This is a genomic window from Paenibacillus sp. FSL R7-0313, assembly GCF_037969885.1.
Classification (GTDB): Bacteria; Bacillota; Bacilli; order Paenibacillales; family Paenibacillaceae; genus Paenibacillus.
Genome location: NZ_CP150219.1, coordinates 6,800,903 through 6,815,398, shown reverse-complemented (window position 1 = coordinate 6,815,398; position 14,496 = coordinate 6,800,903). Strand labels below are relative to the sequence as shown.

General features: G+C 46.9%; 9 protein-coding genes. 8 read left to right on the top strand and 1 reads right to left on the bottom strand.

The features are described 5' to 3' along the window. Positions 1-356: 356 nt before the first annotated feature. The 8 genes from NSQ38_RS29895 to NSQ38_RS29860 all read left to right on the top strand — a co-directional run bounded on the left by NSQ38_RS29895 (position 357) and on the right by NSQ38_RS29860 (position 11,816). A complete protein-coding gene (locus tag NSQ38_RS29895) occupies positions 357-1,280 on the top strand; it encodes an S-layer homology domain-containing protein (protein WP_339785802.1) in 924 nt (307 codons plus the stop codon). Positions 1,281-2,104: 824 nt separating this feature from the next. Then, positions 2,105-3,076 (top strand): ABC transporter permease subunit, encoded by a 972-nt coding sequence (locus NSQ38_RS29890; protein WP_133386662.1) that lies wholly within the window; start codon positions 2,105-2,107, stop codon positions 3,074-3,076. A 15-nt stretch (positions 3,077-3,091) separates the two neighbouring features. Next, positions 3,092-4,000 (top strand): carbohydrate ABC transporter permease, encoded by a 909-nt coding sequence (locus tag NSQ38_RS29885; protein WP_036668765.1) that lies wholly within the window; start codon positions 3,092-3,094, stop codon positions 3,998-4,000. A 41-nt stretch (positions 4,001-4,041) separates the two neighbouring features. After that, a complete protein-coding gene (locus NSQ38_RS29880; RefSeq protein ID WP_339785798.1) occupies positions 4,042-5,637 on the top strand; it encodes an extracellular solute-binding protein in 1,596 nt (531 codons plus the stop codon). A 107-nt stretch (positions 5,638-5,744) separates the two neighbouring features. Next, on the top strand, positions 5,745-7,031 hold the full coding sequence (locus tag NSQ38_RS29875) for an alpha-L-fucosidase (RefSeq protein ID WP_339785795.1): 1,287 nt from the start codon (positions 5,745-5,747) through the stop codon (positions 7,029-7,031). A gap of 63 nt (positions 7,032-7,094) precedes the next feature. Continuing rightward, on the top strand, positions 7,095-8,117 hold the full coding sequence (locus NSQ38_RS29870) for a carbohydrate-binding family 9-like protein (RefSeq protein ID WP_339785791.1): 1,023 nt from the start codon (positions 7,095-7,097) through the stop codon (positions 8,115-8,117). Between the two features lie 7 nt (positions 8,118-8,124). After that, positions 8,125-10,758 (top strand): transglutaminase domain-containing protein, encoded by a 2,634-nt coding sequence (locus tag NSQ38_RS29865; protein WP_339785787.1) that lies wholly within the window; start codon positions 8,125-8,127, stop codon positions 10,756-10,758. Between the two features lie 5 nt (positions 10,759-10,763). Continuing rightward, positions 10,764-11,816, top strand: coding sequence for a glycoside hydrolase family 18 protein (locus tag NSQ38_RS29860; RefSeq protein ID WP_339785784.1), 1,053 nt, complete (start codon positions 10,764-10,766; stop codon positions 11,814-11,816). 199 nt (positions 11,817-12,015) lie between these two features. Here the strand turns inward: NSQ38_RS29860 and NSQ38_RS29855 are convergent, their stop codons facing one another. Then, positions 12,016-14,316, bottom strand: coding sequence for an AraC family transcriptional regulator (locus tag NSQ38_RS29855; protein WP_339785781.1), 2,301 nt, complete (start codon positions 14,314-14,316; stop codon positions 12,016-12,018). Positions 14,317-14,496: the final 180 nt, after the last annotated feature.

The window sequence follows — 14,496 nt, the reverse complement described above, 5'->3', positions numbered from 1 at the left end:
GTTGTTCTCCTTTTGTTATAGGTGAAGTCAGTTCAGCAGGTGGAGTCAAGAAAAGGGCCGACACCTGTTATTAGCGCGTCGTGCCCTCTTACTGTATGCGATCCAGTTCGTTGTTTATCCGTCATCCGATAGATTTCTCTATTCTTATTTTTGCGCTAATCCAATGGGATGTCAACGAAGCCAGTTAGCAAAAAGCAGGTGATCGGATTAGCGGCGTCGGAAAGGAGCTCTATGCCGTGTTCCCGTGTTGTATTCACCAGATGTCGAAATTACTGAAACATTTTTCGTGGGTATGCCGTCTGTAGGAATGAAGAGGTAAAAAATAGGCTTTACTAATCATATGGAGGTGCCAGGAAATGAAACATAAAAAAGGTTTGGCTGCAACACTTGCGCTCTGCGTTTCTTTGACAGCAGGAGGTGCATCGGTATTTGCTTTCACAGATGTGAAGGATGAAGGTCAGAAGTCGATTGTGGATTCATTGAAATCAAAAGGCATTGTTAGCGGAGTAACAGCGGATCTGTTCCGTCCAGATCTCGCATTGTCCGAGCCACAGGGTGTTCAACTGATTGTGAACGCATTTGGTCTGAAAAATGAATTTGCGGAAGCATCCGCTCAGAATAAAATCAGTCCGGATACGTGGTATGCCGATGCGGTGCAGGCCGCTACTCAGAATGGACTGTCCATTCCGGTAGAATTGAATCCCCAAGGCAAGATGACACGCGAGCAATTTGTTATTTTGCTGCATGAAGGCATTAACACAACCGGGAATTATCCAGTCATCATGAAGTATAATCTTGTTAAGGACGAAAATAAAATCGGTAAGGACGCCATATCTGCAGTCCAGAACTTGCTGAACATGAACATCATTGAACTGGATAAGGACGGTAACTTCCGTCCAGATCAGTCGCTTACCCGTATGGAGGCTGCAAGCATGATCTTCAATGCACTTGAATTTGTGGATAAACACGGCAATGGCGGCTCGACAGAGCCAGCTCCAACTACTCCAGGTGAAGGCCAACAAGCGATTGTACCTGAAGTAACAACGACGAAGGTTGATGACAAAACAACCAAAGTTAAACTCACTGCTGAAATGCCGCACCCTGGTTATGGATTGAAGATTGATGATGTGAAATTGGAGAAGGATGGACGTGCGATCGTGCTCTATTCCATTATTCAACCTGATCCAGACATGATGTATCCGATGGTTATCACAAATGTGACTGCAGAAACGGATATCCCAACAGGGTATACAGCAGAAGCTCAACCTTCTGGTAAGTAAATTCACTGCAAACCCTATAAACTGAACATGGTTAAAACGGATGTGAATCTTCAAAACCACTCTCCATACATGTATGGAGAGTGGTTTTTTATTTGAGTTGAAACTGTACACAGGTTTTTATATGATCATTTATATTACATGTAGTGTAATTAATTATGTCATTATTTATGAATGAAATGGATATCTGCTTAGGTTGTAAAGCCATTTCGTGTTAGCGGAATGGCTTTTTTTAATGGTCTTTTCCGAAATATCTACTGTTTTCAGATTCTACGCCTTGTGCGAAATCTACATATATGACTTCATATTTCTAGTATTTATAAGCGTTTATGTATCCTACAGGCAAGATAAAAACAACATATATACGAAAGAGGGAGGAGAAATATAGAATAAAGGCAAGCCATTACAGGCTTGTAGTATGCGAGAGATGTATGATAGATAATATCACATTGTATCACATCGGTAAAACCTTGAAACCTGCAATCCTTAGAATTCAGTATGATGCTTGTAGACTTGAATACCGTGTCCAATGCGTATATGTGGGTTTTGACTTTAAGGTCTGTTTTCTAACCTAAGTTTGGATCTGACATCTTTCAAGTTCATGTAATGAAACTCTCAATGACAACTATAGGAGGGGAATAGGTCAAATTCTACATGTTTTACAACCCCGAAATGACAATGACAAGCTGGCAACAAAAGTGTAAACCCCTGTTGTAACAGTATATTCCGTGATTTTAGAAGTGAAGATTGAAATGGCATATTTACGGATTAGGCAATGAACCATAAACTCGGTATGTAAGCGTTACCAAAAAAGGAGGAAACAACTGATGCAACCAGATGGGAAGTCCGCCTTATCGCAAAACTTATCGGTATACACCAATCCGAGCAGTAAGAAAAATAAATTATGGAGAAGGACGATTCGGAACTGGGAGTTGTATCTGTTTATTGCGCCAGCCTTTTTATACTTTCTGATATTCCATTATGGTCCGATGTACGGCATACAAATTGCATTTAAAAACTTTATCCCTACGCTTGGTGTCACAGGAAGCCCATGGGTCGGATTCGATCATTTCATCCGTTTCTTCAATTCGTATTATTTCTGGGATTTATTATGGAATACCCTTAGCATCAGCTTGTATGAGCTGGCTATAGGTTTTCCACTGCCGATTATTCTGGCGTTAGCGTTCAATGAAGTGAAGGATTCCTTCTTCAAGCGTACTGTGCAGACCGTCACGTATGCACCGCATTTCATTTCGGTCGTGGTGATGTCGGGGATGATCATTACTTTTTTATCACCCTCGTCAGGCATGATTGTCAATTTGGTACAGGCCCTTGGATTTCAGTCACCTCAATTCCTGACGGACCCTGCGTGGTTCAAAACAGTCTACGTACTATCGGGAGTCTGGCAAAGTGCAGGCTGGGGCACCATTATATACCTTGCCGCTCTATCGGGTGTGGACCCGCAACTGCATGAAGCGGCTGTGGTGGATGGTGCGAGCAGGTTCAAACGGATTTTGCATATTAACATACCAGCGATCATCCCTACGATCACCATCTTGTTAATTCTGAATATGGGCAGTATTCTGGGCGTCGGATTCGAGAAAATCCTGCTGCTGCAAAATCCGCTGAATATGGGATCGTCCGATGTCATCTCAACATTTGTCTATCGATCCGGTCTGGTCGATGCGCAGTACAGTTTCTCTACGGCGGTGGGGTTGTTCAACTCCGTAGTTAATGCGATTCTGCTTATTACCGTGAATCAGATTGCACGCCGCACCAGTGAAAACAGCCTGTGGTAAAAGGAGGGAATACATATGTCATCCGCTGTGAAAGAAAGCAGAAGTGATAAATTGTTCTTATTGTGCAATTACATCTATCTGACGGTAGCGCTCGTCATTGTGCTGTATCCGCTGTTATACATCATCAGTGCTTCAATCAGTGATCCCAAATATGTAGCCTCTGGTGAGATGTGGCTGCTTCCAAAAGGGATTACGTTTGAAGGTTATGCCCGGGTGTTTGAGAACACCAACATCTGGATTGGGTACAAAAATACGATTATCTATACCGTTGTAGGCACCATCGTTAACCTGATTGTTACACTACCGGCAGCTTATGCGCTCAGCCGCTCGGATTTTGTGGGACGTGGATTCTTCATGGCGATGTTTATGGTAACGATGTTCTTCGGCGGAGGGCTTGTCCCGAGTTACCTGCTGGTTAAGGATCTTGGTATGGTGAACAGCATGTGGGCGCTTATTCTGCCTGGAGCTGCATCCATCTGGAATATTATCGTATGCCGGACGTTCTTCCAATCGACCATTCCCAAGGAGTTACAGGAAGCGGCGCATATTGATGGGTGTACCAACACCCGGTTATTCATCAAGATTGTGCTCCCGCTTTCCATGCCAATCATTGCAGTGATGGCGCTCTTCTATGGAGTTGGACACTGGAACAGCTATTTCAGTGCCATGATCTATCTGAATGATTCCTCCAAGTACCCACTGCAGCTCTTTCTGCGCCAGATCCTGGTGCTTCAGGAAATGGCGGCACAGGGGGGAGGCGCTATCGATACGTCTTCAGCAACCGCGATGAATACCAAAGCGGAGATCGCTGCACTGGTCAAATATGCTGTCATTATTGTTGCCACCCTACCGGTCATTGCGGTGTATCCATTCCTCCAGCGTTACTTTGTACAGGGTGTTATGATCGGTTCCGTTAAGGGATGATCTTAATCCATATACCACATTAAACAAGGGGAGTTGTTGTTATGAAAAAGCTTCGCAAGGCTTCATCCATTACACTCTGTCTCACCTTATTCGCAACATTGCTTGCAGCTTGTGGTTCAACCAATGAAGACGGAAGCACGACCTCCAAAGTTGAGGGAGTCAAAAAAGAAGGTTTCCCCATTGTAGACAAAACGTTAACGTTGAAGGTTATGTCCCAGGATGCGGGCGTAGCCGACTGGAGCACGATGCCTGTGCTGCAAGAAATGGAGAAACTGTCGGGCATCAAGCTGGAATACCAGCTCTCACCGATCGATAGCTTTGAAACGAAAAAAAATCTGGTTTTCGCGAGTGGGGACTTGCCGGATATGTTCTATGCTGCGGACCTCAAGCCTGCCGAGCAGGTGACTTATGGCAGCCAGGGCATCCTGATCCCGTTGGAAAAATACATTGACGAAGGTTACGCCCCAAATATCAAAAAGATACTCGATGAGAACCCGGATGTCCGCAAATCATTTACAACACCTGATGGGCATATGTATGCACTCCCATTCATTGATAAAGCGGCCGTATGGTATAGAGGTCCGATGTGGTACAACGGGGAATTCTTGAAGGCACTTAACGTAGAAGAGCCCAAGACTACGGAAGAATTGTATACGTATCTCAAGCGTGTAAAAGAAGAAGATCCTAATGGCAATGGCCAGCAAGATGAAATTCCGCTTACTTCTGTGAAACTGGATGATCTTCGCATGTTTTTCTTCGGCTTCTGGGGAATGTACAACGAAGGCATCTATTCCGATAAGGACGGTAAAGTTCACTATCCTTATCAAGAAGAAGGTTACAAAGGTTATCTTACATTCATGAACCGCTTGTGGAAGGAAGACTTGCTTGATCATGAGACCTTCTCTCAAACAGGTGATCAGAAAAAAGCTAAAGGTGAAAGCAACAAACTTGCACTGTTCAACGATTACCATCCATACTTCACACTCGGCGGTGAACCTAGCACGGATCATCCGCTGATGACACCGGTGAAGAGCGAGGTGGCAGATTCTCCGGTATACGGCAAACATCCGGGCATGTCGGCTCGCGGTACCTTTGCTATTACGAGCAGCAACCCGTCACCCGAGGCGACGATGCGATGGATCGATTACTTATACAGTTATGAAGGTGCGACTCTGTTCAATCAAGGTCCGGAAGGTGTGTTATGGCAATTCAAAGACAAGGAAAATCACGTTAAAGAGTGGCTCCCTGTTCCTGGCGGCGGTGATCGCGAGGAATACCGGGGTAAAATCACGCCGAACTTTGGTATCTTGACACCGGGTATTAATGATCCGGATGTAGCGAAGGGTCTTCGCACCGAATTTGATGAGTGGATTGACCAGCAAAATCAAGAGAAGTTGGTACCTATCGGAAAAGCACCATTTCCTAACGTTTATTTGACGAATGAAGAGCAAAGCGAAGCAACCGCTCTATTGTCTGACCTGGATACGTACGTTAAACAGATGGAAGCGAAGTTTGTGACCGGCCAGGAACCACTTGAGAACTGGGATAAGTACATTACACAGATGAAGAAAATGGGCAGTGACCGTATCATCGAACTGTATCAGGGGGCATATGACCGCTGGAATTCGGGGCAATAAAGCCTATCGAGGTACATCTTATGCAGAAAGACAGCAGTTAGCTTCAATAAGGTTAGCTTTATTAAATTTTTCGCATATAAGAATTCTCGGGGGAGGTGTGAACCGTTATGCAGAAATGGTTTGAAGAAGCCAAACTGGGGATATTCATCCACTATGGCATCTATGCGGTGGACGGGGTAGCGGAATCCTGGTCCTTCTATAATGGCAGGATATCCTATGAAGAATATATGAAACAGTTGGATGGTTTTACGGCATCGGAATTCAATGCAGAGAAGTGGGCGGACCTGATTGAGAAGTCTGGTGCCCGGTATGCCGTGTTAACAACGAAGCATCATGATGGCGTTGCTCTATGGGATACGCAATATAGCGATCTCAACGTCGTCAAACAGACACCAGCCAATCGGGACATTGTGAAGGAATATGCGGAAGCGATTCGGGAAAAGGGCATGCATCTGGGGATGTATTACTCGCTCATTGATTGGTCACACCCGGATTATCCTAGCGTGTATGAAGGTGGAAAAGTACCGGAGGATCTCAGTAGTGTCAACCGGCATTCAAGTCCTGTGGACGGCGTTCAGGATCAGGCAAAGTGGCAGAAGTTCCTGCAATTCAATAACCATCAACTGAGTGAGATTTTAACAAATTACGGAAAGGTGGATCTGCTGTGGTTTGATGGGGACTGGGAACGGAGTGCACAGCAGTGGAATTTGCCGGAGTTCAAGCATTATCTGCAATCTTTTAACCCGGATATCATCATCAACTCCCGCCTTCAAGGTTACGGGGATTACAAAACGCCGGAGCAGGGCATTCCGATTACAAGACCGGAGGGACCCTGGGAGTTCTGTACCACGATTAACACATCTTGGGGTTATGTGCCAACCGATCATAAATATAAATCCCTGAATCAGATCATTCGGATGTTCTGTGATTGTATATCGATGGGCGGTAATATGTTGCTGGATATCGGTCCGCGTGAAGATGGCACCATCGATCAGAGGCAGGAGGATATTCTGCTTGGGCTGGGAGCATGGATTCGAACCCATGAAGAGGCCGTCTTCGGAACGGGTGAAGGCATTATGCCTCGCTATTATCTGGGGGGAAGCACCGTATCCGAGGATCGAAAGACGCTTTACCTGTTTGTGTATGACGATCCAAAAGAGAATGTGTGCATCAAGGGGCTCTGCAATCCGATCAAGAAAATTACCGTGCTGCATTCGGGCAAAGAGCTTAATCATGAGATTCATGGGGGCGTGCCTTGGTTCAATATCCCTGGGACAACGTGGATTAAGATGACCTCGAAGGATACACATGAACAGGTGACCGTTCTTAAGCTCGAATTCAATGAGGAGCTGGAAATGTACGGCGGCTCTGGAGCCGTTGTCACCCATAACTAACCATTACGGGGAGGGCGTGTGCCGATAGACGCATGCCCTCCCTTACGAATTGGAGAGAGTGATATGAACCGAAGTGGAGTGCCTGAACCCAGGATTGAGTATGCTCCCAAACATTATATATGCAAGCGTGCGCAGGAACCGCTGGTGTTAGATGGGCGTGTGGATAAGGCATTTTGGAATGCGGCTCATTGGACGGAGGAATTTGTTGATATCGAAGGTGATCTTCGTCCGAAGCCAGAGAAACAGACACGGGTAAAAATGCTGTGGGATGACGACTATTTCTATTTTGCTGCCGAGCTGATTGAAGATCAGATCTGGGCTACCCTGACTGAGCGTGATTCCGTAATTTTTTATGACAATGACTTTGAAATTTTTATCGATCCCGACGGGGATTCCCATCAATATTATGAGTTCGAGATCAATGCACTCAATACGGTATGGGACCTGTTATTAGTGAAGCCGTATCGGGATGGTGGGCCTCCGGTTAACGGTTGGGATATCAAGGGTTTCAAGACGGCCGTATATATCGATGGGGAACTGAACAGACCTGGTGCAGAGAACCGGAAATGGAGCGTGGAAGTTGCGATTCCCTGGGCCAGTCTAAAGGAATGTGCCGAGGGAAGCCGTCCACCTTCGCCGGGTGAGTTCTGGCGTGTCAACTTCTCGCGTGTGGAGTGGCAGACGGAAGTGCAGGACGATGAGTACCGCAAGGTATTGAATCCAGAGACGGGTAAACCTTATCCCGAGGACAACTGGGTGTGGTCACCTATGGGCATTATCAACATGCATTACCCGGAGTTATGGGGTTATGTTGTATTCTCGGATGACGGAACGGATCAGTCATTTGAGTTGCCTGAAGACGAACGAATCAAATGGGAGCTTCGCAAGCTTTATTACCGTGAACGTAATTATTATGAAAAGCATGGTGAATTTACCCAAGATATGAAGTTGCTTTTGGGTGAGGAATTGTTGAGCTGTAAGCCTATTATTGAAACGACTCGCAGCCTGTTCCAGATTACTGCGCCGTCTTCGGACGGAACGGCCTTGATCTGTATTCGGGAAGACGGAAAGCTGTGGAAGGAGTGATAACGCGATGACCAGCCAAACCTTGGTATTTTCCCTTGATGCACAGTCATTGGAGAGGATCGAGCAAAAGTTCCAGGAGAAGGTACGTTTTGCAGAGGCCCGCAAAACGGAGTTGTTTCATATTTTTCAGCAGGAGCTAACGCAAGAAGAGACTTGGGCGTTGAAGTATGTCTATGCCTATATGCCGGTAAACGACATGGCTGATTATAACGGGGACTTGTTCTTGAGCCATGTGCGCCAGGCTTTGGACACCCGTAAACGTGTGCCTTGGGGAGAACGCGTTCCTGATCATTTGTTCCTTCATTTTGTACTGCCTTATCGCATAAATACGGAAAATATTGAAGATTACCGCGGCTTATTGTATGACGAATTAGCCGAGCGGACTACGAACTTATCCATGGCAGATGCCATCTTGGAGACGAATTACTGGTGTCATGAAAAAGCGACCTATATAGGTAGCGATCTGCGCACGATATCCCCGCTGACGATGATCCGCAATGCTCGTGGTCGATGCGGCGAAGAATCCACGCTGGCGGTGGCCGCTCTTCGCAGCATCGGCATACCTGCCCGCCAGGTCTATACGCCGCGCTGGGCTCACTGTGACAGCAATCATGCTTGGGTAGAAGCTTGGGCAGATGGTCAATGGTATTACATCGGGGCATGTGAGCCGGAAGCCCGTCTGAACCAAGGGTGGTTCAGTCCACCAGCCCGCAGGGCCATGCTGATTAATACGAGAATCTATGCCGACTATCCCGGACCAGAGGATATTACGCTTTCCGAAAAGGGATATACGGAAATTAATTTGCTTGAAAACTATGCGCCAACACGCAACATCTATGTGAAGGTGAAAAATGAGCAGGGAGAGCCCGTACCCGGCGCGAGCGTCCGTTTTGAGCTGTACAATACGGCTGAATTTTATCCAATTGCCGAGATTAGGACGGATGCACAAGGGGAAGCGACCTTTAAGACTGGCTGTGGTGACCTTTTGATTCGTGCGGTCAGCGGCGGCAAGTGGAGTGAGATCCTATTTAAGGCTCAGGAAAACAAGGCTATAGAGCTTGTGCTGAACTCATCAGAGCAGCCTACAGGGATTGTAGATTTCGATATGGTTCCTCCTCCGGAAAGGGAGGGAGAGGCCGTGATTGTGTTACCGGAAGAGAAGATCCAGATTCACAATCGTCGGCTGGAGGAAGGAGCGCAGATCCGTAGCGGGTACGAGGACACTTTCCTGCGTGAGGAGGAAGCTGTCTCGCTAGCTAAAGGGATTGAACTACCCTCGGTGCGAGTGTGGGGAATTCTCCAAAAGGCACGGGGGAACAGCCGTGAAATTGCAGCTTTCCTAGAGGAGTGCTCCAATTCATACGGTGAGTGGCCGCTCCGGTTGCTGGAGTCGATGAATGAAAAAGATTTAATTGATACCTTTCGCCAGACGCTGGACGATCATCTGATTGGTGCACTCTCGCAGCAAGGAACATGGGCGGAAGATACGTTTGTAAGATACATCCTGTGTCCGCGGATTTCCAATGAGATGCTGGTTCCTTATCGAGGTGTATTCCAGAATGCCTTTTCGGCGGACGACGCAGCAGCATTTAGGAAGAACCCTTCGACGCTTGCCCGAATGCTGGAACAGGAATACGAATACTATGAAGATCTTCCTAATCTAAAAGGTAAAGGGAATCCGATAGGGACGTTTAGTCTAATGAAGGGAGACTCTCAGTCGCTGGATATTTTGTTTGTGGCTGTATGTCGCAGTTTGGGTATTCCGGCCCGATTACATCCGAGCGCACAGAAACCACAGTATCTAAGTGACAGAGGCTGGGAGGATGCAGTGTTTAGTCTCGCCTTACCTCAAACTCAGGAGAGCACAAGCTGGGGAATGCTCCAACTTCATAGGGATATAAAAGCTTCGCAGGATACACCTGAAGCATCCTATTTCGAGAACTTTACGTTTGCCCGTCTGGAAGATGGCGTCTACAAGACGTTGATTTATCCTTATGGCAGTACAGATGTCTACAGCGAGCCATATGAGGTTGAACCAGGCGCTTATCGCTTAACGACAGGCGTTCGTCTGAACGATGGAACGGCAAAAGTACGCTTCGTTTACTTTACCGTGAACGCCGGAGATACAACTGAAGTTGTATTGTCTTATCGCGAGACTGAGTTTGATATTCCTGTACTGGGTAAACTTGCACCAGGAAGTATACTGACCCGTCTGGATGGTTCAGAGGTAGAACTGGAGGAACTTCTGGGATCGGAGGGTGCCATTGCTACCTGGATTGAACCGGAGCGGGAACCGACCAAACATCTGATTCGTGAACTGTGTGAGCTGGCAGAGCCGCTGGATAAGCTGGGTATACCCATCGTACTCATGATCGGAGATATGGAATGGAACGCTGCCTTTGACCCTGCTGGTTATCCAAAACTGCCTGTACGCACGGTTTTTGTACGAGATTCCAGTTATGCTTCCTTGTCCGGCTTCATTTCGAAGCCTGCAACTCACGAAGCGGGTTATCCACATCTGTTTGTGCTGGATACTCAGCATCAAGTTCGTTATTTGGCTTCCGGGTACAAGATTGGTACCGGGAAGGAAGCCTTGCAGATTGCTGCTGCGATATCTCAATCATCGAACGGATCGGAGTGAAGAGAGTGACCAAATATATTGCTGCCGGTTATGCTGTTGATTCAGTTCTCCCCGACATGACACATGAGGATCTCTTGAAGTTAACACATCTGAACGTAGCCTTCGGACATGTCAAGAATGATGCAATCACCACCGAGCATTTAAAAAACGGCCATGTGATCCAGCACATCAAGCGGGAGCATCCGAATCTTACAGTGCTGTTGTCTGTAGGCGGATGGAGCGCTGGCGGTTTTTCCGAAGCCGCCTCAACCCAGGCGGGGAGGGAGAGCATGGCTGCATCGGCGGTTAGGGCGCTGGAGGAATATCCTTTTGACGGGATCGATCTGGATTGGGAGTATCCTTGTTACGGTGAAGCCGATATTACATCCAGCCCTGATGATAAACGGAATTTCACCTTGCTTCTCAAGACGATCCGGGAGACATTGAGTGCCAAGGGAGCCGAGGATGGTCGTCATTATCTGCTCACCATTGCGGCAGGGGCCGATCAATACTACGTTGATGGTACAGAGATGGTTGAGGTGCAGCAGTACCTGGACTACGTGCAGTTGATGACCTATGATATGCGCGGCGGTTTTCAGGTTCTGACCGGACATCATACGAATCTGTACACGCCAACAGGAGATCTGTTTCGAATCAGTACGGATGCTTCCGTGAACCTGTTTGTTCGCGCAGGCGTTCCGAAGGAGAAAATTGTGATCGGTGCCGCCTTCTATTCACGGATCTGGACTGAGGTTCCTGACCGAAACCACGGACTCCATCAAATGGCCGGTAGTACAGGCGGATATGGACCATCATTTGCCGAGCTGGAAGCGAAGTACATCAACAAGGATGGGTACACCCGTTATTGGGATGAAGAAGCCTGTGCACCGTTTCTGTTTAATGGGTCCAGCCTCATATCGTATGATGATGAAGAATCGATTCAATGCAAATGTGAATACGTAAAGGATCAAGGTCTGGCCGGGATCATGTTCTGGGAGTACGGCTGTGATCCAACTCACCGTTTGCTGGGTGCAGTGCATCAAGGGCTTCAAGATTTTTCTGCTGGAAAAATAGAATAAACACCTCAGGGAGCCAATGGGTCAGATGGTGTAAACGGACTAAAAACATACGAAGGGTCCGTCCTATAGTCATGAGCATGACGTATAGGACGGACCCTTGTTAGCGTTATTTTGGTCTAACGAATCAGGCACGGTTACTCGCTCTCATATACATTGTTTACTGTTCTGAGATGTAACCATCATAGAGACGATATCTCCCTTATCCGATACACTCCTCGTCATCATCATCAGGGGAATCGGCGGAGTCGTTGGGACGGTGCATTTTACGGTATTGCCCTGGGGTATAACCCGTCTCTTTTTTGAATTTGCGGATGAAGTTTGGTGTATCCAGGTAACCGACACGCGTGATGATATCTTTTAACGGATCGGTAGTATGCAGCAGTAGTCGAATGACCTCATCCATCCGTTTCTGCCAGATATATTGGGTAAAGTTCATGCCGATCTTTTCTTTGAAAGAACGACTGAAATAGGATGAAGAGATCGTGAATTTCGATGAAATCGTACCTAGACTGAGGTCATAGTCCGAGAAATTGGCATCAATATAAGCAACGATCTCATCCATCAGGGAGCTTTCTTCCGTCTCACTCTTCGCCTCGACATGGGCACAGATTTCGGCGGCAAGGCCTTTCAGTTTTTTCTCCAAATCCTCCAACGAGTCGTAGGAAGTGATCCTTGGAAGTTGATCAACGACATGATGGATGCCAAGCTCCGAGGCGGTTTTGAGCATTGTATTCAGAATATCAAAGCAGATGCAACGCAGCAGTGGTACAGATGGCATTTCAGCTTTCAAATTGTTCAACGCGGTTGACACCATCTGAACCGCCACATCATAGCTGCCCTGTTTTAAACTCTGAACCAGCTTTAATAACACATCCTTAGGGACCCAGAAGGAAGAATCCTGTACATCGGAACCGGAAAGGTTGTTAAAGTATGTACTGCTGCCCTGTCCATGCAGCATCGATGCTTCCAGAGCGGTCGAGGCCTCAATGTAGGACTGATTCAGCTGTTTCGGATAAATGTACCGATTGCCTATCCCGATTGCGGGCGCTACCCCGGTGTGTTCTGTCACCATCCATTGCAGTTTTTCAACAATAGGCTCCATACGAGCATTCAGGCTACCTTCATGTTCTATTTCGGCATCGAATCCCACGATAAGGGCCAATTGGTCTGCCTGTGGCAGCTCCACGCCGTAAGCATATGCAGACAACTCCGGCAGCTCCACATCGTTCATCAGCTGCATGACAGTAGGTTGATCGGGGTTATCACCGATAGGAAAAGCATGCATTTCCCAGCCTATGATCATGACAAAATAATGGGATCGGTTAAAGCGTATGCCAAGCTTATCCGTAAACTCAGATGGGAAATCTCCGGTGTGACCGTGCTTCAGCAACATGAGCAAAATATGATTGCGAGCATACGGCTCCTGAAGATCTACGCGCTGACTGTAATCATGCAATGTTTTCTTGATCCATTCCAGCTCGTTAGTGGTGGAGGATGGATCAGGAACATTCTTCATCCGAATGAACTCCATTAGATCTGAAATCGGATGGTATTGTCTTCGAGCCAATAGAATGGCGAGGAACGTGCCCATCACCACCATGAAGGAGAAAACGAGAACAACAAAGGTGCGAATATGAACGATTCGGCTAAAAAATTGGTTGCTGGGCATAGCGGTTACATAAGTCCAACCCGCATCCGATTTAACGGATACAACCGAATGTGGTTCTTGATTTAAGGAGATGCTGTGCGTTCCGGGTTCAAGAGCAAACAGAGCGTTAACTTCCTGTTCGGATATGATTTCTCCCTTGTAATTGGCTGCCAGTACTTGCCCGTAATTATCGAAAATATAAGTCATCCCGTGATAGTCGCTGAGGATGGAATCAATTAGGCCCGTCAGATTGGACTCGTGAATCAGGTACATGACGGTTCCATGGGCGGGCGTATTGTTAGGTGCAATCGGTACAAGGTAGGCCAGCATGGAATTGGGTATTCTGGTTCCTTGGACGACCTGTTCCGCTGGACGTATCGTGGGAGACTGTACGTTATTCAAATCCCGGATCATGTCTGTTTTGTTCCACGTAGTAAATTTGTAGCGGCCAGTGAATACATCCAGGTTCTCAGAGCCTTGAGAAGAATAGATGTTATCATCTCCGCGGAAGAACAGGAATAACTCATCGATAATGGAACTGGTGGCTTTGTATTTGACCAATGCGCCGATTGATTCCCGGCTATAGTACGGATGGTGGGTCCAATACCGCGTTAACTGCTCATCGTAGGCGATGCGAAAAGCGATGTCTTGGAGTTCCTTCATGCGATCATCAATGACAGTTTTGGCTTGAGTGAGCTGATTAACATTGGTCTGCTCGATCTCTGAACGGAGCGTGTCCACAGCGTTGTGATAAATAATGATGGTTAAAATAACAAGAGGGATAAGGAAAATGGAGATATAGGATAGGGTGTACTTAAACAGAAGCTTGGACTTGAAGTGATTCCATTTCATATCTGCAACCTCCCGTTTTTCTTTCGTGCTGCAGCGATAGCGCTCTCATATGGGCAGTGAAGTTATTGCCAAGATGGGAACTGCTGGGGTGTTCCTTCTAAAAATACTAGGAGAACTTCTCTAATAAAGCAATGGTTCTTTTATAAATTCAAGTGCAATCCGTAATAAAGATATAGCTAT

Bases quoted from the DNA above. Each gene is read 5' to 3' on its own strand.
- NSQ38_RS29855 (WP_339785781.1), bottom strand. From the start codon at position 14,316: ATGAAATGGAATCACTTCAAGTCCAAGCTTCTGTTTAAGTACACCCTA.
- NSQ38_RS29885 (WP_036668765.1), top strand. From the start codon at position 3,092: ATGTCATCCGCTGTGAAAGAAAGCAGAAGTGATAAATTGTTCTTATTG.
- NSQ38_RS29895 (WP_339785802.1), top strand. From the start codon at position 357: ATGAAACATAAAAAAGGTTTGGCTGCAACACTTGCGCTCTGCGTTTCT.
- NSQ38_RS29870 (WP_339785791.1), top strand. From the start codon at position 7,095: ATGAACCGAAGTGGAGTGCCTGAACCCAGGATTGAGTATGCTCCCAAA.
- NSQ38_RS29875 (WP_339785795.1), top strand. From the start codon at position 5,745: ATGCAGAAATGGTTTGAAGAAGCCAAACTGGGGATATTCATCCACTAT.
- NSQ38_RS29865 (WP_339785787.1), top strand. From the start codon at position 8,125: ATGACCAGCCAAACCTTGGTATTTTCCCTTGATGCACAGTCATTGGAG.
- NSQ38_RS29880 (WP_339785798.1), top strand. From the start codon at position 4,042: ATGAAAAAGCTTCGCAAGGCTTCATCCATTACACTCTGTCTCACCTTA.
- NSQ38_RS29890 (WP_133386662.1), top strand. From the start codon at position 2,105: ATGCAACCAGATGGGAAGTCCGCCTTATCGCAAAACTTATCGGTATAC.